The sequence below is a fragment of the Lactiplantibacillus sp. C232 genome, assembly GCF_023806725.1.
GTDB lineage: Bacteria > Bacillota > Bacilli > Lactobacillales > Lactobacillaceae > Lactiplantibacillus > Lactiplantibacillus plantarum.
The window spans coordinates 48,321-70,476 of the sequence record NZ_JAMSKZ010000014.1; the positions used below are offsets into that span (position 1 = coordinate 48,321).

Here is a 22,156-nt window from a genome sequence, read left to right on the forward strand (position 1 = left end):
TAGGACGAGACCGTTCTAACGGTACTGATTTTTTAATGTTATGGCACCTTGTGACCGGCTTAACTCGTAGAAGATTGGGTTACAAAGGGTGTGCCTGTTTTGAATTTCAACTATTCGAACATTCGAAACAGGGGTATGTCAGCATATGAAAAAACAGTGTAAATCGGGATGAATTTGCAGAAAACGTCTGCATTCTCCGGGTTATTATTACGAATGTGTTACATCAAAGTGGATTGATTGTACTTCATATGGGCATTTAGTAAAATAGATTAGAAGCGGAAACTAGCGGGAGGTGCTTGATATGAGTTCATTAGACAAAACAATGTACTTTGACTTCGATAATGACAGCGTTAAGGATGTCCACGACACGTTAACGACAGTTTATGAAGCGTTACAAGAAAAGGGCTACAATCCGATTAATCAAATCGTGGGTTACTTACTATCCGGTGATCCGGCGTATATCCCGCGCTTAAAGGATGCTCGGAACTTAATTCGGAAGCATCAGCGCGATGAGATTATCGAGGAACTTGTCAAGTCTTACTTAAAGGCAGATAAGGATGTTGATGCATGAAGTTGATGGGGTTAGATGTAGGTTCCAGAACTGTTGGCGTTGCCATTAGTGATGCTTTTGGATGGACGGCGCAGGGCGTTGAAATTATTCGAATCAATGAGGATGCTGAGGAATTCGGAATCGACCGGGTTGCTGAACTCGTTGAAGAATTGGATGCTGGGGGCTTTGTCCTAGGGCTACCAAAGAATATGAATAATACCTTGGGACCACGGGCTGAGGCGGCGCAACATTACGGCGAGTTACTGACAGCCCGGTTTCATTTGCCGGTAGACTTTGAAGATGAACGTCTGACGACCGTTGAAGCTGAACGGATGTTGGTTGAAGAAGCTAACACCTCACGTAAGAAACGCAAAAAGGTGATCGACAAGCTAGCTGCAAGTTTAATCTTGCAAAACTACTTGGATCGCCACGGCAAACTCACACAAGAATAGCGAGGAACTAACATGAGCCAAAACCAAGATCGTAAAGACAATGATGTGATCACATTAGTTGATGACGAAGGTAACGAAACCTTATTTAATATTTTGTTCACGTTTGATTCAGAAGATTTCGGTCACTCCTATATTTTATTATATCCAGCTGATGCTGCGGCCGATGATGAAGTTGATATTCAAGCCTACATCTTTAATCCTGAAGATGGCGACAATGGCGAATTACAACTGATCGAGTCGGACGACGAATGGGATATGGTTGAGCAAGTTTTGAATACCTTCTTAGCCGATGACGGTGGCATGCAATAGTCGAAAGTAGATTAAGCTCGTGGGCGCATGTCCGCGGGCTTTTTTAGAAATTATGAGACGGTTCTAACTGTCGCATAATTGTGATAACCATGCTAGAATATTAATTGTTATTGAAAGGAAGCGGGATGTTGATGACTGCTAACAAGCGCCGCTTTAAAGCGGAAATTGATGGTCGTACTTACACGATCATTGGCACGGCATCTGACCGTCACATGCAAACGGTGACGCGGATGATGAATGAGCAAGTGGCACAATTAAAAAAATTAGCCCCCGATTTGTCTGATACGGAGATTGCGACGTTGCTCGCATTCAATGCGATTTCAGATCAGGTTGACAAACAAGCTGAATTATTGAAAATGCAAACGGATGATGCCGACAAGTAATTGCATTGTCCGTTTTTTTGCGGCTTTTCGTAATTCATTGGAACTTCGGAGGGATATCAGTGAATTCCAAAGTATTGAATACGTTAGAGTACCAACAAGTAAAACAACAATTAGCACCATACTTAGTCTCGGCAACGGGCCAACAAGCACTCAATGAACTACACCCAATGACCAGCGTTGCGGATATTCAACGGGCCTTAGATGAAACCAACGACGGGGCAGAAGTGTATCGTTTAAAGGGTGGCATTCCGGTCGCTCGTTTAGCGGATATAAAACCGCATATGAAACGGTTAGCTATCGGTGCGACCCTGAATGGGAGTGAACTCGGGCAAGTTGGGCGGGTGTTACGGACAACGCGCGCAATCACGCGCTTTTTTGCCGAGTTGCTAGAAGATGCCCCTGAGAATGATATTCGACACCTGTTTGATGAAGTTGCAGAATTAGTTACTTTACCAGATGTGACGAAGCGCCTCGCTACTGCCATTGAAGGTGACGGTCATATCACGGATGAGGCGTCACCAGAACTGAGCCGGATTCGGAGCAATATCCGTCGTACTGAAACGGAGATTCGTAACCAAATGGGTCATTATACCCGTGGCCATGATGCCAAGTATTTAAGCGACCCAATCATCACGATTAGAAACGACCGTTACGTTATCCCGGTCAAGGCCGAGAATCGCAGTCGGTTTGGTGGCATCGTGCATGATCAATCAGCGAGTGGGCAGACGCTCTTTATCGAACCCCAGGCTGTCATGGCGATGAATGACCGGTTACGGCAAAATCAAGTTGCGGAAAAGCAAGAAGAACAGCGTATCTTGGAGGAACTCTCCAACTTGATTGCGCCTTACCAGGACGAAATCATTAATAATGCGGCGATTCTTGGACATTTCGACTTTATCAATGCCAAGGCGCGTTATGCGCATGATATGAAGGCGACTGAACCGGCCGTTTCACCCAAAAATGAAGTCTATCTACGGCAAGCACGCCACCCCCTGATTGATCCTCGCAAAGTCGTTGCCAATGATATTAGTTTAGGTACTGATTATCAGGCGATGGTCATTACGGGGCCTAACACTGGTGGGAAGACGATTACGTTGAAGACGCTGGGATTACTACAATTGATGGCCCAGTCAGGATTATTTATTCCTGTTGAAGCCGGAAGTCGCGTTGGCGTTTATAATGAGATCTTTGCGGATATTGGTGATGAACAGTCGATCGAACAGAATTTAAGTACGTTCTCATCCCATATGGAAAATATTGAAAGTTTCTTAGCGCAGATCGACGCTCACAGTTTAGTACTCGTTGATGAATTGGGTGCCGGGACTGATCCGCAAGAAGGTGCGGCACTGGCAATCGCAATTCTGGATGCCATTGGGGCCAAGGGAACCCAAGTCGTTGCGACGACTCACTACCCAGAACTTAAGGCGTATGGGTTTAACCGACCTGATACGATCAATGCTAGTATGGAGTTTGACGAAGAAACACTCAAGCCGACGTACCGGCTATTGGTCGGGATTCCTGGTCGAAGTAATGCGCTCGATATCGCACAGCGGTTGGGCATCCCGCAAGCGATTGTTGATCAAGCTCGGTCGTTGACGGATACGGATAGTCAAGACCTCAACGCAATGATTGCGGATTTGGTGACGAAGCGCAAACAGGTTGAAGATGAACAACTGCATCTGAAAACCCAAGTGGCAGATTCTGAAAAATTGCACCGGCAGTTGAAGAGCGAATTCAATGCGTATCAACAGCGTAAAGATCAGTTGATCGAAGATGCCAAAGTGCAGGCGAACACCATTGTTGAGCAAAGTAAGACTAAGGCCGATGCTATCATTAGTGATTTGCGTAAGAAACAATTAGCGAGTGGTACGGCGACTGTCAAAGAAAACGAGTTGATTGATGCGAAGGGCGCGTTGAATGCATTGGAGCAACAGCCTAAGCTCAAGAAAAACCGTGTATTACGGCGTGCCAAAGCCCAACATGATTTTCATGAAGGTGATGACGTGCTGGTCAAATCGTATGGTCAACGTGGTGTGTTGATGCGTCAGATGGGTAAACACGAGTGGGAAGTCCAACTCGGCATCTTGAAGATGAAGATTAGTGACGGTGACTTGGAACGCGTTAAGCCAGAAGAGCCAAAACGCGCGCGTGCTACTGTTCAGAGTGCCCACGCGAGTCACGTTTCGCCGAACTTGGACCTGCGGGGTGTGCGTTATGAAGACGCGATGACTCAAGTTGATCGCTATATTGATGCTGCGTTGTTGGCCGGGTATCCTTCCGTCACAATCGTACACGGGAAGGGAACTGGTGCTCTACGAGAAGGCATTACCAACTATCTCAAGTCTAATCGGCAAGTCAAGTCGTTTCACTTTGCTGCGCCAAATCATGGCGGCAATGGTGCGACTGAGGTGCAGTTCAAATAACCAGTGACGAGTGCCAGGTGCAGATCAGTGATGACGCGAATTCATGGCTGTGCACGATATCGGCGCTTTGATTGCAGGCAAATTGTTTGTGTTCCACCCGGTTACTGGTATACTTACTATTAGTAACAGATAAAGCTTAAAGGAGGCCGATTATAATGGTCGCAGCAACTACTGATAAAACTTTTACAACGGATACGGCTTCAGGAGTAACGTTAACTGACTTCTGGGCGACATGGTGTGGTCCTTGCCGGATGCAGTCACCAGTGGTCGAACAATTAGCTGACGAGATGGGTGACAAGGTGACGTTCAATAAGATGGATGTCGACGCCAACCCTGAAACGGCCAGCAACTTTGGTATCATGAGCATTCCAACCTTATTAGTTAAGAAGGATGGCGAAGTGGTTGATACCTTAGTTGGCTACCATTCCAAGGAACAGATCCAACAAACTTTAGCTCAATATCTATAATAAGCTGGGCCATTATTTCATTAATGGTTCGCTAGCGAACGCGCCTTCTTAAGTGAACGGCGCGTTTTTTTGCGCTCTTTTTTAAGACCGGGGACAACCGTTAATAATGACTATATAAGGAAAACTATTTAACGTTGCAAAAAAGGGCGACCACGTGGCCGTCCTTTTTACTGTGCTTCTTCAGGTTGTTCGTCATCAAGTTCAACTTGAGGCCGCACGATTTCGATTGGTGTTGCGGGATCGTGATTGACGATTGGTTGATTGTGATCAATCGTAACTGAGATGCGCAGTCGCATGCGATTTTGGAACGTAATTTTAGCTTCACTCACACAGTTGGTGCGGAGCGCCGACTGCTCAGCTAGAAAGCCAGTTTCAAGCATAAAGTCTGGTGATTTGATCGTGGCGCTACGCCGAGCGACCGGCTCACCAGTCAATTCATACGTGATTAGATCATCCGTCGTTGTAATCACGACAAGGTGACCCCAGCCGGTTTGCTCAAAAAAGGTAACAAGATCATCATCACTAGCGACAGGAAACTGGCGTGCCAAGTCTTTACCCGCCCAGTAAAGGATGCCACTACTGTCATCACCCAATAACTTTGGTATTAAGGCATCTCGCAAGATTTCCACACTGAGGATGGAAGCTTTGATCGAGTTGCCCGCAAATTGAGAATAAAAGTCGTTCGTCATGATAATTCCTTTCCATGCAAAAAATCGTGGTACTCTAGCCACTGTATAATCATTATTATACCCCGTTTCCACTAATGTGTCGGTTTTTTTCAATTTATCAACGGAAACTTTACAATTTCGTCGCAATTGGTCTGGCTTGAAATCAATTTCAAAAAAGACCATAATAAAGTTTCAGAATTCAGTGAACGGAGATTTTAAAATGGCAAATGAACATGCAATTGGCTTCATGGATTCGGGGGTTGGCGGGTTGACTGTCGTCAAGCAAGCTTTGAAACAACTCCCGCGCGAAACAGTTTATTTTATTGGTGATCAGGCACGTTTGCCATACGGTCCGCGACCAGCTGAACAAGTGCGAACTTTTTCTTTTCAGATGGCGGATTTCTTAATAGCAAAGCAGATCAAAATGCTCGTGATAGCTTGTAATACTGCGACCGCAGCGGCATTGCCGGCGTTGCGGCAGCAGTTGTCAATTCCCGTTATTGGGGTGATTGCGCCTGGTTCGCGGGCTGCGTTAAAAGCTTCTCATCGTAATCGAATCGGTGTGATTGCGACTGAGGGGACGATTCGTAGTAATGCTTATCGAGATGCTATCTTAACCAAAGATCCTACTGCGACGGTCGTTTCGCAGGCGTGCCCAAAGTTTGTGCCGTTGGTTGAATCGAATGAGTATCAATCAACGGTTGCCAAGCGGGTGGTTGCGGAAACGTTGAAACAACTAAAAAAACAAGACGTTGATACGCTTGTTTTGGGCTGCACACACTATCCATTATTGCGGCCACTTATTCAAAATGTGATGGGGCCTGGGGTGACCTTGATTGATTCTGGTGCCGAAACGGTGAACGATGTCTCGGCGGTACTCGATTACTTGGATATTGCTAACGATCGTTCTACTAAGCGTTATCCGGATGAGTACTACACGACGGGGGCGGCTGATCAATTCGAAGCAATCGCGCGGAACTGGTTGGGCCAACCGGACTTTCACGCACAACATATTGATTTAGGGAGTGAAGCGAATGACTAAACCACAAACATTGATCATTGCGACTAACAATGCCAATAAGGCGCGCGAGTTTAGCGCGATGTTGGCACCGTATGATATTACCATCAAAACGTTGGCTGATTTTCCAAATATTCCTGAAATTAAGGAGAACGGTATCACGTTTGAAGAAAATGCCACTAAAAAGGCGACGGTTGTGGTCGAAGCAACCGGATTACCGGCAATTGCGGATGATTCCGGCTTGATGGTCAAGGCGTTGCACGGTGATCCGGGAGTGTTTTCGGCACGGTATGCTGGTGATCATGATGATGCTGCGAATAATGCCAAGTTGTTAGCCAACCTTGGTGGCGTTCCTGAAGCGGAGCGGACCGCGACTTTTCATACGACCCTGGTTGCCCTTAAACCCAGTGGTGAGAAACTTGTCGTTAACGGTGAGTTAGCCGGCCGTATTCTGATTGCCCCCCGTGGTGACAATGGGTTTGGTTATGATCCGTTATTTTGGTCAAGTAAGTTTCAAAAATCCTTGGCGGAATTGACGCCAGCACAAAAAAATCAAATCAGTCATCGGGGTGCAGCCTTGCGACAACTGATGACTAAATTCGATGAATGGTGGGCGAAAGCATGAAATGTTTAGTAGTGAGTGATAGCCATGGCGATCGTGACGTGTTAGTTCGATTGCTTGATAAGTACCGCGGTCAGGTTGACGCCTTTTTTCACTGTGGTGATTCTGAATTACCGCATGATGACGCGGTTTTTCAAGAGATATTCACGGTTCAAGGAAATATGGATTTCGATGACGTGATTCCAAATGAAGTGAATCCAACTATTGATGAGGTGACAGTCTACATGACGCACGGTCACTTAGTCGGTGTGAACATGGGATTGGACCATCTATTAGCTAATGCTGAGGTGCACAATGCGACGCTGGCTTTCTTTGGTCACACGCATCAACTGGGTGTTGAACGACGAGGCGGCGTGGTCGTGCTTAATCCTGGTAGTATTACTTATCCGCGTGGTGAATTTGCACGTATCGGTGGCACCTACGCCATCGTGACAACGTCAGCCGCAGGTATCGACGTCCAATATTATGATCGGCAACTACAAGCGGTGCCAGAACTAAAATTTCATTTTGCTGATTAAAATGTGGTAAAAAAACTGATTTTTAGGGCTGTGCAAAGTGCTTTTGCGGTTAAAATAAAGGGATGGGCTTAGTGAAGGAGGCGCTGTATGTTAATTCAACCAGTTGAGGACTTATTGTCACGTAACGCCGACCATTATTTGATTCCGGCGGACGTGGTTGCCAACGTTCAAACTGATAATAATTTGTATCACGCGTTTTTAGTACTAACGAAGGTCAAGTATTCCAAAATTCCAGTACTTGATCATGGTGGTCACTTTGAAGGTTTAGTATCGTTGCCACTGATTACTGAACAAATGTTAGGTTTTGATCAACTGAATACTGAAATATTACTGCAAAAACGTGTCTGTGACGTAATGGAGACACAAGTTAAGACGGTTCATGATGTGGATGACGTTGAAGAGACGTTACACTTGATGATTGATAATCCGTTTGTTCCAGTCGTTGATGAACAGCAAATTTTTCAAGGAATTGTCACTCGTCGTGAATTCATGAAGAGTTTTAACTTTCTGACCCATGAAATCGGCAAACAATATGATATGATTGAGAAGGATTTTTCCACTAGTGAAAAAGCTAAATAAATTTTTGGAGGGTCTCCGATGGCAAAATTAGATGCACAATCAATTATTAACTACATTGGCAGTGCGAAAAAGAAAACACCCGTAAAAGTATACGTGAAGGGTGCTTTAGACCAATTAAACGTTCCAGCAGGCATCAAAACTTTCTTCAGTGGCAACGCTGGGGTATTATTTGGTGACTGGGCGGATGTTGAACCGTTCTTAAAGGCTAACGCTGCAAATATCGAAGATTATGAATTAGAAAATGACGCGCGCAATTCAGCCGTACCAATGGCAGATTTGAAGCAATACAATGCGCGGATCGAACCCGGTGCGATTATTCGTGACCAAGTATTGATTGGTGATAATGCCGTTATCATGATGGGTGCGGTGATCAACATTGGTGCCGAAATCGGTGAAGGCTCGATGATTGACATGGGTGCCATTCTTGGTGGTCGCGCAATTGTTGGTAAGAACTGTCATATTGGCGCTGGTACTGTGTTAGCTGGCGTGGTAGAGCCACCTTCGGCTAAACCAGTTCAAATCGATGACGACGTGCTGATCGGTGCCAATGCGGCCGTACTTGAAGGCGTGCATGTTGGTAAGGGTGCCGTTGTGGCTGCGGGTGCGATCGTCATTGAAGACGTCGCTCCTAACACCGTAGTCGGTGGGGTTCCTGCTCGTAAGTTGAAAGATATTGATGATAAGACTAAGAGCAAGACTGAATTAATGGCAGAATTACGGAATCTTTAATGGTGGAGGGATAAACAATGGTCTTACGGGAAACCGATCTAATTCCAATTTATCAACACTTACACCAAATTCCGGAAATCGGCTTACAAGAACATGAAACACAGGCTTATTTATTGTCGATTATTGGTAAGATGCCTCAAGAGTGGCTGACAATCAAAACCATTCCTACTTTGGATACGGCGATTTTAGTGAAAGTCAGTGGTTTAAAGCATGATTATCGAATCGGTTATCGAACTGACATCGATGCGTTACCAGTTACTGAAAATACGGGCTTACCATTTGCATCGACCCATCCAGGTGTCATGCACGCGTGTGGCCATGATATTCATATGTCAGTCGCGCTAGGAATCCTAAGCTACTTTGCAGAGAACCGACCTGCGACCGACATGGTTTTCATGTTCCAGCCGGCTGAGGAAAATGCCTCGGGTGGGCAACGCTTGTACGAAAGTGGTGCGCTAGATGGTGATTGGATGCCAGATGAGATTTTTGCATTCCATGACAATCCTAATTTACCAACTGGAGCGATCGGTTGCCGGATGGGCACGTTATTTGCGGGGACTTGTGAGATCCACGCACACTTAAGTGGTAAAAGTGGACACGCGGCTTACCCACATCAAGCAAACGACATGGTCGTCGCTGGTGCGGCGTTAGTCTCCCAGCTGCAGACGATTGTAGCGCGCAACGTGGACCCGATTCAAAGTGGTGTGGTGACATTAGGTCACTTTACTGCTGGCACGATTGGCAATGTGATTGCCGGTGAGGCCCAGATTGACGGGACGATCCGAGCGTTGACGCAGGAGATGAACATGCATATTCAGCGGCGGGTTCGGACGATTACTGAGGGGATTGCGCTCGCCTATGACTGCAATATCGATTTGAAGCTCAATCAAGGTGGTTATTATCCCGTTGAGAACAATGACGCAATCACTGCTGATTTTATCAAGTACATGCAGGATGATGATGATGTCAACTTTATTGAAACGGAACCAGCAATGACTGGGGAAGACTTTGGTTATTTGATTCATCAGATTCCAGGGACAATGTTCTGGTTAGGGGTCGACAGTCCATATTCGTTGCACTCGGAAAACATGGTGCCGCACACGGCTGCCATTATGAGTGGGGTCAATGCGATGACCGGCTTTTTGACTCATCGGAATGCGTTACACAAATAAATTACAAAACGTACTGCGCTAACACGTGTCAGTACGTTTTTGAGTTTCAAGAATGCAGAGCGTTGCTGCAATTAATGGTTGGTTGTGACCGCACAATAGTTTTCGCCTGGTCACGTTAGGTTGCGAATGGGAATAACTAAAACTATTCCTGACAATAACAACGTGCGTCATGGTTCCCACCTGAAGAAATTTGTCAGATGAAAGATCAAGCCCGCACCGTGGCGCTCATTTCTGAGCAACCGCTGTGCGGGCTTGTGTTGGTTGAGCTTACTTGTGCGTTGGGGCGATATTTAAACGTGGCGAGGGGAGTTGAATTCCCGCTGCTCGGGCCGCGTTCAAGTAGGCGGCCAAAAAGTCGCGCTGAATTGCGAACTGCATGCCATTTTTGACGTAAAATTGTACTCGGAAGACCAACGTCCCATCGGCTTGTGTCGTGACGCCTTGAATGTCGGGCTCACCGATGATATCAGGATACTGAGGCACGAGGTCGGCATTAGTTTCGCGGACCACGTTAGTCAGATCTTGAACGGGAGTCGTTGTGAGAATGTAGAGGTCAATCAGCACGCGCATATCGTTACGCGACTGGTTGCTAATGATTAAAATCTTGCGATTGGGAATAAAGTTCAACGTGCCATCGGGACTCGTAACTTGAGTTGTCCGTAAACCGATTGCGGAGACGGTCCCCTCAATGGTTTCGATTTTGACGTAATCCCCAACATCAATCTGATCTTCAAGTAGAATGAAGAACCCGGTGACAATGTCACTGACGAAGCCTTGGGCGCCTAAACCTAACGCCACACTGAAAATCCCAGCACTAGCAATCAACGTCCCCACGGGAACACCTAACACTGAAAGTACCGCATAGATGCCAAAAAACATGATGACGTAATGGTAGATATTTAATGATAATGTAAAAATCGTTGAAATCCGATTATTGGCAGTATCACTGGTATTAGCATTCGTTAAAAATAAGTGGTGGATCAGGCGTTTTCCTAGCCGATCAATCACCCAAAATAGTAAAATAAATAAAATGATTTCGAGTAGCTTGCCGCCAATATTAATAATAATTTGTTGCCAGTCAATTTTCTTAGCCAACTTCATCCACACCGAAACTTGTTTAGTCGGTGTGTCAACCGCTGCTAGGTTAATTGAATTAAACATATCTTCACCCTCGTTATTGTTGTCTGTTCACTAGTTTATCAGATTTGACGCGGGCAACCAAGCCGTGATCAAGTTATTGCGACCAAATGTGACTGGGTGAATGTTGTAAGCACTTTTTTAATTGCGGTATACTAAAGACAATGCTATGCTAGTTTTAATATCATGGCTGTTGAAGGAGGAATTTTAGGATGATTACACACATTGCGGGCATCATTGCCGCCATTGCGTTCTTATTATTAGTATGCTTTATCGGGATTTTTTTAATGCGGATTACTAAAACGATGGGGGAAGTCAACCGTAGTTTAAATAATATTACGGATGATGTTGACGCCTTGTCACATGAGACTGAAAAAATCATGGCAAATGCCAATGAACTCTTAAAGGATGTTAACGGCAAAGTTGCAACAATTGATCCAGCGTTTCAAGCGATGGGCGACTTAGGTCAGAGCGTCTCTGACTTAAATGCTGCGACTCGAGACTTAACAGCCAAGATTGGCAAGAACAATGAGAAGCGGAGCAAGTTCTCCAGCGCAAGCAAGGTCGGCAAAGCCGCTTTTGATGTCTATCGTAATCGACGTTCAAAAAATAATAGTGAGGAGTCTTAATTATGTCGAAAAAGGGATTCTTATTAGGTGTTGTTTTAGGTGGTGCAGCGATTGCTACCGCCGTTATGAAGATGGATGATGATAAAAAGGCTGAATTGAAAGCTAAAGCACAGCAAGGAATTGCCGATTTTAAGGATCGGGCAATCGACTATGCGTTCTATGCCAACGATGCTGCTGAAGACTTCAAGGCTGAAGCTGGGCAACAATTTGAAGATACAAAGCGAAAAGTGGCCGATTTTGCTGACCAGTATCAAGCTGCTAAGCAGGAAACGGGTGAAAGCTTTGGCTCAAGTCTTGACCAAGCTACGGATAGTTTACGGTCTGAATTAGCTAAGGTCGAAGATGATGAAGGTGATGATGAAGATATCGTCATTGATGGTGGAGCTGCTTATCAAAAAGCTGGCGAGGACGAGAAGACTTCAGCGCCCGTACCAGAATCAGCACCTGCTAAGGACGCAACACCTGCGAAGTCTGATGATGAATCGACAACGGATGAATCGTCACCAGCCAAGTAAGCTGACAGCGATAAGATAGGACACTGAGCAAGTGCTCGGTGTCCTATCTGCTTTTGAGGAGGAATCACATTGTATTCAATCGGAGCGGTCGCCAAAAAGACCGGTATTTCAAGTTATACACTGCGCTATTATGATAAGGCGGGCTTAACGCCCTTTGTGAAGCGTGATAAGCAGGGCCGCCGGGTCTTCAATGATGAAGACTTGGATTCACTGGCATTGATTCGTTGTCTTAAGCAGACCGGGATGCCGTTAGAGGATATTCGACAATTTATTAGTTGGTGTGCCGATGGGGATGGAACGATTGATCAACGGCTAGCAATGTTTGAAGAGCAACGCCAGGCTGTTGAAGCGCAAATCCATCAATCCTTGTTGAATTTGCAAAAAGTCAATCATAAGATTGATGTTTATCGGCGTGCGAGTCAGGCGGGGAGTGAAGCCGCGGTTGACTGTGACGTGCTGCCACTGAAAACGACGGCGGCGCTGTTAGCCGAAGTGGCTGATTATGAAACCGAACATCCGCTACCGGAATAACACTAAAAGCAAGTACCAGTCAACGCTAGGTAAAAAAAGAGGGCCGTCACGGATTATGTCGTGACGGCCTTCTTTGACGTTTTTAATTAAAGATCTAATACTTTTAATTCTTTTGGCGTATGGGTAAATGGCTTAAAGCCTTCCTTAGTAACGACCCCACAGTCTTCGATTCGAACACCAGCTACGCCGGGAATGTAGATCCCAGGTTCTACTGAGAAGCACATGCCTTCAACGAGTGGCATGTGGTTACCAGCCATAATCGAAGGAAATTCGTGGTCAGTTTGGCCGATTCCGTGACCTAACCGGTGAATGAAGTATTCGCCATAGCCCGCTTTGGTGATGATATCGCGTGCGATTTTATCGACATCTTCGGCTGCCATGCCTGGTTTAATGGCTGCCTGAGCAGTCAAGTTGGCTTCCAGACAGACGTCAAAGATTTCCTTTTGCTTGGCACTCGGTTGGCCATAAGCAATTGTCCGGGAAGCATCAGAAGCATAGCCTTCATACATGACGCCGAGGTCGAATAGCACTAATTCATTTGGCTTGACTTGGGTTTCGTTAGTTGCACCATGGGGGTTGGCGGCATGTTCACCAGCTTGGACTAAAGTGTCGAAACTCATTTCCATAATTCCCTTTTTCATTAAGGCATACTGTAATTCGGCAGCAATCTGTTGTTCGGTGCGACCCGCCTTGACAGCAGCAAATCCTTGTTCAAAAGCAAAGTCGGCCCATTTACCGGCAATGTTTAGTTTTTCAAGTTCATCAGCTGTTTTGACCAGCCGTAATTGCTGAATATAAGGTGATAGATCCTTATCGAAGTGGGCAGCTGGAAATTGCTGTTTGAGCGCGGTAAAGCGGTCTAACGTCAAGTTCCCAGTTTCAAGGGCCCAAACTTTAGGATCAGTCAATTGTGCGTGAATGTGATCAGCAATTAGCGCGTATGGATCTTCATGGTCGAGGTAGCCGAAAACTTTGTAAGGCCAGCCCATCTCCTTGATTGCTTCAACTTCGAGAGCGGGTGCAAAGAGAAATGGTTCCGCATCCGCGAAAACAAACAGTGCTAGCGTCCGTTCGTAGGGGTTGCTCTCAAAACCAGTCAAATATGAAATTGTGTGAAAGTTACTGATGTAGGTCACGTCAACGTGATTGTCTTGGGTCCATTGACGGACTTGTTGCAGTTTCGTATAATCTGTCAATTCAAACACTCCTTAGATAAAATAATAGATAATAATACTAGTATAGCGCTGTTGATGATAAAAAGCTGAGAATAATGAGCCCAAAATAACAATCTTCGTGTGGTAAATCTTGCATTTTGAAAACAAGTACGGTATTATTTTCATGAAAGCGATTTCAATAACAATCTTAAGTTGCATTGGAAGCGTAATTTTGCTATATTGGTTGATGTTGCATGAAAACGGATGAAAACATATGATACCAAGCAAGAAAGGGCTATTTTTATATGGAAAAACAAACAGTAACAATTTATGATGTGGCACGCGAAGCGGCGGTTTCAATGGCCACAGTTTCACGAGTCGTCAATGGTAATCCCAACGTTAAACCCGCAACGCGTAAAAAGGTACTAGCTGTCATCGAACGGTTAGATTACCGGCCTAACGCAGTTGCACGAGGGTTAGCAAGTAAGCGTTCAACTACGGTCGGGGTAATCATCCCGGACGTGACCAACATTTATTTTGCGGCGTTAGCACGCGGGATTGATGATATTGCGATGATGTACAAGTACAATATCATTTTAACGAACTCCGATGATGCGGGTGAACAAGAAGTCAACGTGTTGAATACGTTGATGGCTAAGCAAGTTGACGGGGTCATCTTTATGGGTAACCATATTGATGACAAGCTCCGGGCTGAATTCAAACGGGCCAAGGCACCAGTTGTTTTAGCTGGGACGGTTGATCCGAACAATGAAACGCCAAGCGTTAATATCGACTACGCTGCAGCTGTTGAAGAAGTGGTCACTAACTTAATTGCACGTGGTCACAAGAAGATCGCGTTGGCTTTAGGCTCATTGTCACAATCAATCAACGCTGAATACCGACTGACGGGTTACAAACGGGCCTTAACCAAGGCTAAGATTCCGTTTGACGACGCCCTCGTTTATGAAGCGGGCTACTCATATGATGCTGGGCGGAAGTTACAACCAGTCATTGCGGATAGTGGCGCTACTGCGGTATTCGTTGGGGACGACGAAATGGCGGCTGGTCTTATCAACGCAAGTATGGAATCCGGGATCAACGTTCCAGATGACTTGGAAGTTGTGACGAGTAATGATACGATTATTACCCAAATCACGCGTCCAGCCATTACCTCGATTACCCAACCATTATATGATATTGGTGCGGTTGCCATGCGGATGTTAACTAAGTTGATGAACGATAAAGAACTTGACGAGAAGACGGTCACCTTGCCATACGGCATTGTTCGGCGGGGCTCAACCAAGTCTGCTGATTAAGTTCGGTTGTCTGCCAGCTAGTGACGTTGGCATAATTTAGAACGATAGCGTTATACTAGGTTTGGAATATTTATTCCAAGCCTTTTTTGGTTTTGGAATGCGTGAAAGGATGAGTTAAACGGATGACACAACTAATAATGCGGCCACGGCCCGGAAAAATTAAGTTAGGCTTGAAGGCGTCCCAAGCACCCGCACAATTAATGGATCGTTTGCAATACCGGCCCGAAGTATTTGAATTTTTTACGAGTGCCACGGACTTTGAACCGGAAGCATTTCAGACACTTAAAACAGCTGTCCAATTTGTAAAGACAACTGTCACCGAGCAAATTGTGATTCATCACCCTATGAGTTATCAAGGCGTTCATCTTGATCAATTGCTTGATCCACATCGTGAAGCTGCGGCGTACCAATTCCTACAAACGAGTACGGCCCAGTTACTTGCGTTGGCGACGGAATTGGATGTCAAGGTGCTCGTACACGGTGGCTATGGTAGCGACAGTGGGCGCTTGATCGATGAGTATGAGTCCTTGCAGGTTGCACGTGACGTGGTCTTTGAGCGGTTGGATAATTTGGTTCGTCAGGCGAGTGGACATGTCGTGATTGAAAATGGGGTAACGGCAAGTTTTATGTATGGTGATCCCCAGTTAGATGAGCGTATCATTCAGCATCATTATCCGCTGGTTTGTGATTTGAGCCACGTCTTCATTGCGCTGCACGGTGATATGGAATTGACCATGTTGGCTTTGAAGCGGCTGGCTCCACTCATTCAACATTATCATTTGGTTGATTCGATGGGGACGCGGCACGATAGTTTACCTTTAGGGCAGGGACTGATTGACTGGCAGCGGGTGTTACCAGTCCTCAACCCGCACGCTACCATGATTTATGAAGTGCCGGATGAAACGGATGCGACCTGCGCTAACATGTTGAGTAGCTATCACTATCTACGCGCACTCGAACTGCGGTCGATCGAGGGAGGACAAGCGAATGACTAACTTAGTAGTCCATGTCGACGAGCCGGCTAAGGTCGCAACGGCCATAAGCAATGTGCAGAATTTTTTGGCAGCCCGGCCAACTAGTACGGTGGTGGTTGTGGTCAACGGGCCCGCTATCACGACGCTGGTAACTGGTGCCTGGAAGCCATTACAACAGACGTTACCGCAAGTTGAGATTGATGCTTGCCATAATGCCATGGTGAGTCATCAAATGACTGCGGCCCAACTTCCTGCCAGTGTGACGGTCGTTCCCGCTGGTGTGGTGCGAATCGTGGACTTGCAAGCTGTGGGTTACGCATATTTACGGCCATAACACCAGTTTGTCGTGGTTGTGGTTGTCATTAGCAAACTGAAATTTCAAATTTGAAAGAGAGTCCAATAACGAAACTGGTTCATTAGATTTGCAATAAAAATCGCAGAACTTGGACGCCCTTGGTTCTAGTGCTTGAAATCGCTCGCTTTTTTTGCTATCATACTTTACGTATGTTTATCTACTAAACTGAAAATAAATATGAAAGAAGGAGTCACACATGTCAGGACATTCAAAATGGCATAACATTCAAGGACGTAAGAACGCCCAAGATGCTAAACGTGGGAAAGTCTTTCAAAAGATTTCCCGTGAACTTTATATGGCTGTAAAAGCCGGGGGTCCTGATCCAGATTCTAACGCGCAATTGCGGTTAGTTATGGATAAGGCCAAAGCTGCCAACATGCCTAAAGACAATATTAAACGGGCGGTTGATAAAGGTAGTGGCTCCGGTGCGGAGAACTACGAAGAAGTTACTTACGAAGGCTACGGCCCTGGTGGTATCGCCGTTCTGGTTCACGCATTAACTGATAACAAAAACCGGACTGCTGCGGCGGTTCGTTCAGCGTTCACGCATCATGGTGGGGCTTTAGCCGCAACTGGTGCGGTTAGTTACATGTTTGATCGTAAGGGTTACATCGTGATCAGTCGCGAAGATTTAGATACCGACGAAGATACGATGTTGATGGACGTTTTAGATGCTGGTGGCGACGATTTACAATCAAGCGACGAAGCGTTTGAAATTTACACTGATCCTAAACAATTAGCTGCCGTTCGTGATGCCCTCGAAGCTAATGGTTACAAGTTGGAAACAGCTGAATTAACCATGATTCCTGAAAACCTAACGGACGTTCCTGCTGATAAAGTGGAAAAGTTACAACACATGATTGATGAATTGGAAGATAACGACGACGTATCAGAAGTATACGAAGCTGCTAACTACCCAGATTAATGATGAAAAGACGTGGTTCTTTGATGATAAATCAAGAACCACGTTTTTTATTGCTTAAAATATTAGTAAAACAAGTGCGTCGAACAGGCCAGTTTGCTAAAATTAGAGCAGTTGAATACTGAAGGGACGAATAATCATGAATAAAGTAACCGTACTAGGTAGTTTGAATGTTGATTCGATTTTGCGTTTCAAGCGTTTTCCTAAGCCTGGTGAAACGCTACCGCTGACTGGTAAGAGTGTCGCTGGTGGGGGTAAAGGGGCTAACCAAGCCATCGCAGCCGCGCGCGCTGGTGCCCAAACGACTTTTATCGGTAAAGTTGGTACTGATCAGGAAGGGGCCTTTATGGTGCAGCAGTTGACGAATAGTGGTGTTAATGACCAATATGTTCAACATAGCAATGTGGCTAGTACCGGCTCAGCTTTCATCTTGTTAGATAGTAGTAGTGAGAACCGTATCTTAATCGATGGTGGAACTAATCAGCAGGTTACGGCCGAAGATGTCGAACGGGCCCAACCCGCAATTAGCGCTAGTACTTTTTTGATTGCACAGTTTGAAACGCCGATTGCAGCAACGATTCGAGGGTTTGAATTGGCTCAGGCCGCTGGGCAAAAAACGATTTTAAACCCGGCACCAGCTACGACGACGGTGCCCGCAGAATTACTAGCGACGACCGACTTAATTGTTCCTAACGAAACTGAGACGGAAACCTTGACTGGCGTGCACATTACTGATGAGCAATCGATGATTCAGGGCGCACAGAAGTTGCAGGCGCTGGGCGTTGCTAACGTGATCATTACCGTTGGGAGTAAAGGCGCTTTCTGGATGCGCGGTGCTGAGCACGGCTTCGTCCCAGCTTATAAGGTTGAGGCCGTTGACACGACTGCAGCTGGGGACACCTTTATTGGTGCACTCAGTTCGGTCTTAATGCCAGACTTTAGTAATTTGGCCGCTGCGGTACGGTTTGCCAACCGGGCATCTTCGATAGCTGTTCAAAAATTGGGTGCGCAACCATCGATTCCAACTAAGGAAGCCATTGAAGCGGCTGAGCGGGCCTAACGCCTTAATTGGTTTATATCGGGGCGCTTATAACGCCGTATGTTAGGATTGCAAATGAAAATATGCGATGACGAGCTGTTCTGGAAATAATTTGTTATTTCTGGAACAGCTTTTTTGATGCCAAAATAAATGTCATTTTTTTCGTGGAAAGTGGTCGTTGTTACGAAACTAATGATTGAAAGGAGCGTGACCATGATAAATGGTGATTGAAGCAGAGTTGAACGAAATCATTCAGGCAGCCGTGAATCAGCGGGCCAGTGATATTTATTGGTTACCCACGGCAGAAGGGTATCAGGTGTTAGTGCAAGCAGCAGGCAGTTTGCGGGCACTTACTCAGATTACAACTGAGTTGGCCCAGCAATTGATGAATCACATCAAATACCGTAGTAACATGGCGATTAGTGATCATCGGCGGCCCCAATTAGGGGCTATGACGTTAACATTGGCAGAGCAAACTTTAAATTTGCGAATCTCGGCAGTTGGCGACTTTTTGGACCGTGAGTCGTTGGTTGTCCGGTTATTGTATGAAGGTCCGGCCCGAAAATTGAGCTATTTGGTCCCACAGCAACGGCAACAATTGAGTCAATTAATGCGACGAACGGGATTGATCTTATTTTCCGGGCCGATGGGTTCTGGCAAAACTTCCACGATGTATGATCTTGTGCGGCAGCTTCGTGGCCAACGGCTAGTCATGACGATCGAAGATCCGGTTGAAATTTATGAACCACAATTTTTACAACTACAAGTAAACGCACCGGCCCAGATGGCGTATGGCGATTTACTGAAGGTTGGGTTACGCCACCATCCCGACGTCTTTATTATTGGTGAGATTCGTGATGCCGAAACGGCTCGGATTGCGGTACAGGCAGCGCTAAGTGGTCACTTAGTTTTAAGTACTATTCATGCGCGCGGTGTCTACGGGATTATTCCCCGGTTGACGCAATTGGGAGTGGAAGCCGCTGTTTTGGAGCAGGCTTTAACTGCAATGTCCTATCAGCGCCTCGTACCAGTGACGGATGGCAGCGTGGCGACGATTTTCGATACGGTCGTGTTACCGCATGCAATGCCCAAAACGTCGCAAATGATGACTGAAAGGTGGGCGGAGTTAATTGATGAACAATTGGCAGCGGGCCGTCTCGATCATGCGACGGCCAATCAACTTAAGGAAGCGTAAACGGCTTCCGATTGCTATGCAGGCGAAGCTGTTTGAAACGCTAGCCGACTTGCTAGGCAACGGCTTCTCGTTTCAGCAAGCCTTTCAATTTACATTGGATGTAGAAGGACCGGCCTTTCAATCCTTGCAGCCCGCGCTGGGGCGTTTAGCCGCGGGTGATGATTTGTCTATGGCGCTGCGTCCATACATTGCGGTGGACTTGTATTACCAGTTCTTAATTGCTGAGACTCATGGTGAATTACGCCGGACCTTGATGCAGGCAGGTCAATTAATGCGAGCGCGTGCTGAACAGGGACGCCAAATTCGGCGGTTGTTACAGTACCCTTGTCTGCTGTTAATTCTACTGCTGGGAACTTTAGGCACGGTCAAAGCTGCGATTTTACCGAGTCTTGCTCATGGTGGTAATGGTAGTGGGACAATCGCGAATTGGCAATGGTTTAGCGGTATCACGGTCATTACCTTGGTGATTTGCTTATTGCTGGTTGGCCTTCAAGTTAGCCGATTACCCATTCGGCGGCGCTATCAGTGGTTGGCTCAAGTCCCCTTGATTGGTCCCCTGATCAGAAACTACTGTGGTTACTATTTAAGCCTTAATGCGGGTATGCTGCTGACTGGTGGTTTAGGGATTCGTGGCATTTGTGAAGTCAGTCAGCACTTTCAAACTAAGGCGCTGATTTATCAGCAAGGGCAGGTTATCGAACAGGCGTTACTGACTGGGACTTCGTTAGTCACAATTATCCAGGAGGACCGATTATTACCTGATGAGTTAGCACTACTGGTCGGCAAAGAGAGTCCGGCAGAACAGTTAAGTCAGGAATTACTATACTTTGCAACTTTGCAGTACGAACGCTTGATTCGACAGTTGAACCGGATGATTGGTTGGATTCAACCCATCATGTTTGGCATTATTGCACTCGTCGTTGTCGGCACATACTTGAGTTTGTTATTACCGATGTATCAATCAATGGGGGAGATTTTAAAATGACATTATTAATGAAACGCTTGATGAAAAAAACGGCAGCACCACAGCGCGGTTTTACCTTAATTGAAATGGTGATCGTATTGGCGATCATCAGTCTCTTGATGTTGATCGTGGTGCCCAATTTGAATCAACAACGTAAACAGGCGGCTGGGCGCCAACAAGAAGCCCTGACTGAAGTTGTTCAAAATCAGGCTGAAATGTATGCGAATGATACGGGTAAGACCGTCACGGATGACGACGCAATGTTAGAAGAACTTCGGAACAAGGGATATATTAACGATGGTCAATATAAGCAGGCTAAGTCACAGGGCATTAGTCCGGTACGGCCGCAACCACAAAAAGTAGTTGGTGGTTAAGCGACAGGGATTTACCTTAATCGAAACGGTAGCGGTCTTGGCGATCGTGGCTAGTGTGGCGGTGATTGCTGTGCACCGTTTTCCCACACGGCAACGCCAACAGAATGCGGAACAGGCTTTCTGGCGGGAGTTACAAACGATGTGGCAGCAACAGACCTTAACCGCTAGTGTGACGGGTCAGCCCCAGGTCGTGAGCTTTCGTGGCACGGAAGTCGTGACTTGGGGTGGCAAGCGGGGGCGGCCTATCAGTGGCCCACAGTGGCATCTCCCACTGCCTGCAACATTAAAAACAGAGCGCGGTCGTGATATTCAAATCCAGAAAAATGGGCATCCACAGCTAGCAGTGGTTATTTTCAAGTCGCAATTACAGCCGAAGCAGAAAATCAAACTGAATGCTTTGATGGGGTGGGGGGCCTATAAAGTCACACATGTTAAAGACGCGAATGGGTTTTTTGATGATTGAAACGATTACCGCTCTGGGGCTATTGATGGGTGGTTTGATTGGGTTTGAAAGTTTAGAGATTATGATGCAGTCACATGAACGCCAGACCTTGCAGGCGATTCAGACGGCCAGAAAACAATATGAAGACCGGCAACGTCAGCAGCTATTATCCAGGATACCGGAGCAAGCACATGATTAGGCGGCGCGGTTTTACGTTAATTGAAGCCGTTGTGTCGTTAGCAATCGTGGCCGTAGTGCTGACGACACTTTTTCAGGGGCAGCGCAATTTGGCCCGGCGCACCCAAGTGGATTTGCCAACAGTGGATTGGTATTTGATGCTTCACGAGCTTGAAAATCCAGATCACCATTTTGTGGTGGACCATATTTCCGATGAGGGTGGTCTGACGCCGGGAAAAGCCGTTCATTTGGTTAATACGGTCACCGGCAAACAGTATTTATTGACTTATTATCATATCCTACATCGAATCGGATTGCGCCACTATGGTGGTGGTGAAATCAATCTGATGCAGGGCGTTCGGCAATTTCACGTGGCCGATGATTTGACCCTGACGATGACGACTGATAAGGGGATTCATTTTCAAGCCCAATTACTGTTACCAGATCGGAGGACAATGGTAGATGAGGAAGCGACGCGGAACGATCCTGCTTTCGGTGATTAGCTTATTGTTAATTGGTGGGGCGTTTGAAACCCAACGATA

General features: G+C 46.2%; 29 protein-coding genes. 26 read left to right on the forward strand and 3 right to left on the reverse strand.

Annotated elements, in window-relative coordinates; genetic code table 11:
- The first annotated feature begins 301 nt into the window (after positions 1-301).
- From MZO41_RS12630 to trxA, 6 genes are all read left to right on the forward strand, one after another.
- Positions 302-571, forward strand: a complete 270-nt coding sequence (locus tag MZO41_RS12630) for an IreB family regulatory phosphoprotein (protein ID WP_003641523.1) — start codon at positions 302-304, stop codon at positions 569-571.
- Positions 568-1,002 carry a Holliday junction resolvase RuvX gene (ruvX, locus tag MZO41_RS12635; protein WP_003641524.1) on the forward strand — a complete coding sequence of 145 codons (435 nt, stop codon included), beginning with the start codon at positions 568-570 and terminating at the stop codon, positions 1,000-1,002. The genes MZO41_RS12630 and ruvX overlap by 4 nt, the downstream gene beginning before the upstream one ends.
- Before the next feature lie 12 nt (positions 1,003-1,014).
- On the forward strand, positions 1,015-1,311 hold the full coding sequence (locus MZO41_RS12640) for a DUF1292 domain-containing protein (protein ID WP_003641525.1): 297 nt from the start codon (positions 1,015-1,017) through the stop codon (positions 1,309-1,311).
- Between the two features lie 131 nt (positions 1,312-1,442).
- A complete protein-coding gene (locus tag MZO41_RS12645) occupies positions 1,443-1,694 on the forward strand; it encodes a cell division protein ZapA (protein WP_003645448.1) in 252 nt (83 codons plus the stop codon).
- Positions 1,695-1,753: 59 nt separating this feature from the next.
- Positions 1,754-4,117: an endonuclease MutS2 gene (locus MZO41_RS12650; RefSeq protein WP_003641527.1), complete on the forward strand. Its 2,364-nt coding sequence runs from the start codon at positions 1,754-1,756 to the stop codon at positions 4,115-4,117.
- 155 nt (positions 4,118-4,272) lie between these two features.
- A complete protein-coding gene (gene trxA, locus MZO41_RS12655; RefSeq protein WP_003641528.1) occupies positions 4,273-4,584 on the forward strand; it encodes a thioredoxin in 312 nt (103 codons plus the stop codon).
- 167 nt (positions 4,585-4,751) lie between these two features.
- Here the strand turns inward: trxA and MZO41_RS12660 are convergent, their stop codons facing one another.
- Entirely contained in the window at positions 4,752-5,273 is a 522-nt protein-coding gene (locus MZO41_RS12660; RefSeq protein WP_033099034.1) for a YslB family protein, read from the reverse strand.
- Positions 5,274-5,472: 199 nt separating this feature from the next.
- Here MZO41_RS12660 and racE point away from each other — a divergent pair, with 199 nt between their 5' ends.
- The 6 genes from racE (at position 5,473) to MZO41_RS12690 (ending at position 9,890) form a co-directional block, all read left to right on the forward strand.
- A complete protein-coding gene (gene racE / locus MZO41_RS12665) occupies positions 5,473-6,294 on the forward strand; it encodes a glutamate racemase (RefSeq protein WP_003645446.1) in 822 nt (273 codons plus the stop codon).
- On the forward strand, positions 6,287-6,895 hold the full coding sequence (locus MZO41_RS12670) for an XTP/dITP diphosphatase (RefSeq protein WP_003641531.1): 609 nt from the start codon (positions 6,287-6,289) through the stop codon (positions 6,893-6,895). The genes racE and MZO41_RS12670 overlap by 8 nt, the downstream gene beginning before the upstream one ends.
- Positions 6,892-7,410 carry a metallophosphoesterase gene (locus MZO41_RS12675; protein ID WP_003641532.1) on the forward strand — a complete coding sequence of 173 codons (519 nt, stop codon included), beginning with the start codon at positions 6,892-6,894 and terminating at the stop codon, positions 7,408-7,410. The genes MZO41_RS12670 and MZO41_RS12675 overlap by 4 nt, the downstream gene beginning before the upstream one ends.
- Positions 7,411-7,497: 87 nt before the next feature.
- Positions 7,498-7,989: a cyclic-di-AMP-binding protein CbpB gene (cbpB, locus tag MZO41_RS12680; protein WP_003641533.1), complete on the forward strand. Its 492-nt coding sequence runs from the start codon at positions 7,498-7,500 to the stop codon at positions 7,987-7,989.
- A gap of 18 nt (positions 7,990-8,007) precedes the next feature.
- Complete coding sequence (gene dapD, locus MZO41_RS12685; RefSeq protein ID WP_003641534.1) at positions 8,008-8,718, forward strand: 2,3,4,5-tetrahydropyridine-2,6-dicarboxylate N-acetyltransferase; 711 nt, start codon at positions 8,008-8,010, stop codon at positions 8,716-8,718.
- 17 nt (positions 8,719-8,735) lie between these two features.
- The gene (locus MZO41_RS12690) at positions 8,736-9,890 is read left to right on the forward strand and encodes an N-acetyldiaminopimelate deacetylase (RefSeq protein WP_003641535.1); all 1,155 of its coding nucleotides are present in this window, start codon (positions 8,736-8,738) and stop codon (positions 9,888-9,890) included.
- Positions 9,891-10,157: 267 nt separating this feature from the next.
- Here the strand turns inward: MZO41_RS12690 and MZO41_RS12695 are convergent, their stop codons facing one another.
- Complete coding sequence (locus MZO41_RS12695; RefSeq protein WP_003641536.1) at positions 10,158-11,051, reverse strand: mechanosensitive ion channel family protein; 894 nt, start codon at positions 11,049-11,051, stop codon at positions 10,158-10,160.
- Positions 11,052-11,239: 188 nt separating this feature from the next.
- Between MZO41_RS12695 and MZO41_RS12700 the strand changes: the two genes are divergently transcribed.
- The 3 genes from MZO41_RS12700 (at position 11,240) to MZO41_RS12710 (ending at position 12,702) form a co-directional block, all read left to right on the forward strand.
- Entirely contained in the window at positions 11,240-11,656 is a 417-nt protein-coding gene (locus MZO41_RS12700; RefSeq protein ID WP_003641537.1) for a DUF948 domain-containing protein, read from the forward strand.
- A gap of 2 nt (positions 11,657-11,658) precedes the next feature.
- Positions 11,659-12,171, forward strand: coding sequence for a YtxH domain-containing protein (locus MZO41_RS12705; RefSeq protein ID WP_003641538.1), 513 nt, complete (start codon positions 11,659-11,661; stop codon positions 12,169-12,171).
- A 69-nt stretch (positions 12,172-12,240) separates the two neighbouring features.
- A complete protein-coding gene (locus MZO41_RS12710; RefSeq protein ID WP_003641539.1) occupies positions 12,241-12,702 on the forward strand; it encodes a MerR family transcriptional regulator in 462 nt (153 codons plus the stop codon).
- Between the two features lie 86 nt (positions 12,703-12,788).
- Here MZO41_RS12710 and MZO41_RS12715 read toward each other — a convergent pair whose 3' ends face one another.
- Positions 12,789-13,898: a M24 family metallopeptidase gene (locus MZO41_RS12715; protein WP_003644630.1), complete on the reverse strand. Its 1,110-nt coding sequence runs from the start codon at positions 13,896-13,898 to the stop codon at positions 12,789-12,791.
- Between the two features lie 263 nt (positions 13,899-14,161).
- Between MZO41_RS12715 and ccpA the strand changes: the two genes are divergently transcribed.
- The 11 genes from ccpA to MZO41_RS12770 all read left to right on the forward strand — a co-directional run bounded on the left by ccpA (position 14,162) and on the right by MZO41_RS12770 (position 22,117).
- Positions 14,162-15,172 carry a catabolite control protein A gene (gene ccpA / locus MZO41_RS12720; protein WP_003641542.1) on the forward strand — a complete coding sequence of 337 codons (1,011 nt, stop codon included), beginning with the start codon at positions 14,162-14,164 and terminating at the stop codon, positions 15,170-15,172.
- Positions 15,173-15,294: 122 nt separating this feature from the next.
- Positions 15,295-16,167, forward strand: a complete 873-nt coding sequence (locus tag MZO41_RS12725) for a sugar phosphate isomerase/epimerase family protein (RefSeq protein WP_003641543.1) — start codon at positions 15,295-15,297, stop codon at positions 16,165-16,167.
- On the forward strand, positions 16,160-16,480 hold the full coding sequence (locus MZO41_RS12730; protein WP_003641544.1) for a DsrE family protein: 321 nt from the start codon (positions 16,160-16,162) through the stop codon (positions 16,478-16,480). The genes MZO41_RS12725 and MZO41_RS12730 overlap by 8 nt, the downstream gene beginning before the upstream one ends.
- A 217-nt stretch (positions 16,481-16,697) precedes the next feature.
- Positions 16,698-17,426, forward strand: a complete 729-nt coding sequence (locus tag MZO41_RS12735; protein WP_003641545.1) for a YebC/PmpR family DNA-binding transcriptional regulator — start codon at positions 16,698-16,700, stop codon at positions 17,424-17,426.
- A gap of 136 nt (positions 17,427-17,562) precedes the next feature.
- On the forward strand, positions 17,563-18,483 hold the full coding sequence (gene rbsK / locus MZO41_RS12740) for a ribokinase (protein ID WP_003641546.1): 921 nt from the start codon (positions 17,563-17,565) through the stop codon (positions 18,481-18,483).
- A 199-nt stretch (positions 18,484-18,682) separates the two neighbouring features.
- Positions 18,683-19,657 (forward strand): competence type IV pilus ATPase ComGA, encoded by a 975-nt coding sequence (gene comGA / locus MZO41_RS12745; RefSeq protein ID WP_011101696.1) that lies wholly within the window; start codon positions 18,683-18,685, stop codon positions 19,655-19,657.
- The gene (locus MZO41_RS12750; protein ID WP_015640611.1) at positions 19,596-20,642 is read left to right on the forward strand and encodes a type II secretion system F family protein; all 1,047 of its coding nucleotides are present in this window, start codon (positions 19,596-19,598) and stop codon (positions 20,640-20,642) included. Before comGA ends, MZO41_RS12750 begins: the two co-directional genes overlap by 62 nt.
- Complete coding sequence (comGC, locus tag MZO41_RS12755) at positions 20,639-20,995, forward strand: competence type IV pilus major pilin ComGC (protein ID WP_003641549.1); 357 nt, start codon at positions 20,639-20,641, stop codon at positions 20,993-20,995. Before MZO41_RS12750 ends, comGC begins: the two co-directional genes overlap by 4 nt.
- Positions 20,985-21,458 (forward strand): type II secretion system protein, encoded by a 474-nt coding sequence (locus tag MZO41_RS12760; protein WP_003644628.1) that lies wholly within the window; start codon positions 20,985-20,987, stop codon positions 21,456-21,458. The genes comGC and MZO41_RS12760 overlap by 11 nt, the downstream gene beginning before the upstream one ends.
- Positions 21,451-21,636 carry a hypothetical protein gene (locus MZO41_RS12765; RefSeq protein ID WP_003641551.1) on the forward strand — a complete coding sequence of 62 codons (186 nt, stop codon included), beginning with the start codon at positions 21,451-21,453 and terminating at the stop codon, positions 21,634-21,636. Before MZO41_RS12760 ends, MZO41_RS12765 begins: the two co-directional genes overlap by 8 nt.
- Positions 21,629-22,117, forward strand: coding sequence for a type II secretion system protein (locus MZO41_RS12770; protein WP_003641552.1), 489 nt, complete (start codon positions 21,629-21,631; stop codon positions 22,115-22,117). The genes MZO41_RS12765 and MZO41_RS12770 overlap by 8 nt, the downstream gene beginning before the upstream one ends.
- Positions 22,118-22,156 lie beyond the last annotated feature (39 nt).

Coding starts and splice junctions, on each gene's coding strand:
- MZO41_RS12690 (WP_003641535.1), top strand. CDS start 8,736: ATGGTCTTACGGGAAACCGATCTAATTCCAATTTATCAACACTTACAC.
- MZO41_RS12630 (WP_003641523.1), top strand. CDS start 302: ATGAGTTCATTAGACAAAACAATGTACTTTGACTTCGATAATGACAGC.
- MZO41_RS12675 (WP_003641532.1), top strand. CDS start 6,892: ATGAAATGTTTAGTAGTGAGTGATAGCCATGGCGATCGTGACGTGTTA.
- racE (WP_003645446.1), top strand. CDS start 5,473: ATGGCAAATGAACATGCAATTGGCTTCATGGATTCGGGGGTTGGCGGG.
- MZO41_RS12770 (WP_003641552.1), top strand. CDS start 21,629: ATGATTAGGCGGCGCGGTTTTACGTTAATTGAAGCCGTTGTGTCGTTA.
- rbsK (WP_003641546.1), top strand. CDS start 17,563: ATGAATAAAGTAACCGTACTAGGTAGTTTGAATGTTGATTCGATTTTG.
- MZO41_RS12640 (WP_003641525.1), top strand. CDS start 1,015: ATGAGCCAAAACCAAGATCGTAAAGACAATGATGTGATCACATTAGTT.
- MZO41_RS12695 (WP_003641536.1), bottom strand. CDS start 11,051: ATGTTTAATTCAATTAACCTAGCAGCGGTTGACACACCGACTAAACAA.
- comGC (WP_003641549.1), top strand. CDS start 20,639: ATGACATTATTAATGAAACGCTTGATGAAAAAAACGGCAGCACCACAG.
- comGA (WP_011101696.1), top strand. CDS start 18,683: ATGGTGATTGAAGCAGAGTTGAACGAAATCATTCAGGCAGCCGTGAAT.
- MZO41_RS12670 (WP_003641531.1), top strand. CDS start 6,287: ATGACTAAACCACAAACATTGATCATTGCGACTAACAATGCCAATAAG.
- MZO41_RS12730 (WP_003641544.1), top strand. CDS start 16,160: ATGACTAACTTAGTAGTCCATGTCGACGAGCCGGCTAAGGTCGCAACG.
- ruvX (WP_003641524.1), top strand. CDS start 568: ATGAAGTTGATGGGGTTAGATGTAGGTTCCAGAACTGTTGGCGTTGCC.
- MZO41_RS12765 (WP_003641551.1), top strand. CDS start 21,451: ATGATTGAAACGATTACCGCTCTGGGGCTATTGATGGGTGGTTTGATT.
- MZO41_RS12700 (WP_003641537.1), top strand. CDS start 11,240: ATGATTACACACATTGCGGGCATCATTGCCGCCATTGCGTTCTTATTA.
- ccpA (WP_003641542.1), top strand. CDS start 14,162: ATGGAAAAACAAACAGTAACAATTTATGATGTGGCACGCGAAGCGGCG.
- MZO41_RS12750 (WP_015640611.1), top strand. CDS start 19,596: ATGAACAATTGGCAGCGGGCCGTCTCGATCATGCGACGGCCAATCAAC.
- dapD (WP_003641534.1), top strand. CDS start 8,008: ATGGCAAAATTAGATGCACAATCAATTATTAACTACATTGGCAGTGCG.
- MZO41_RS12660 (WP_033099034.1), bottom strand. CDS start 5,273: ATGACGAACGACTTTTATTCTCAATTTGCGGGCAACTCGATCAAAGCT.
- MZO41_RS12735 (WP_003641545.1), top strand. CDS start 16,698: ATGTCAGGACATTCAAAATGGCATAACATTCAAGGACGTAAGAACGCC.
- MZO41_RS12725 (WP_003641543.1), top strand. CDS start 15,295: ATGACACAACTAATAATGCGGCCACGGCCCGGAAAAATTAAGTTAGGC.
- MZO41_RS12705 (WP_003641538.1), top strand. CDS start 11,659: ATGTCGAAAAAGGGATTCTTATTAGGTGTTGTTTTAGGTGGTGCAGCG.
- trxA (WP_003641528.1), top strand. CDS start 4,273: ATGGTCGCAGCAACTACTGATAAAACTTTTACAACGGATACGGCTTCA.
- MZO41_RS12645 (WP_003645448.1), top strand. CDS start 1,443: ATGACTGCTAACAAGCGCCGCTTTAAAGCGGAAATTGATGGTCGTACT.
- cbpB (WP_003641533.1), top strand. CDS start 7,498: ATGTTAATTCAACCAGTTGAGGACTTATTGTCACGTAACGCCGACCAT.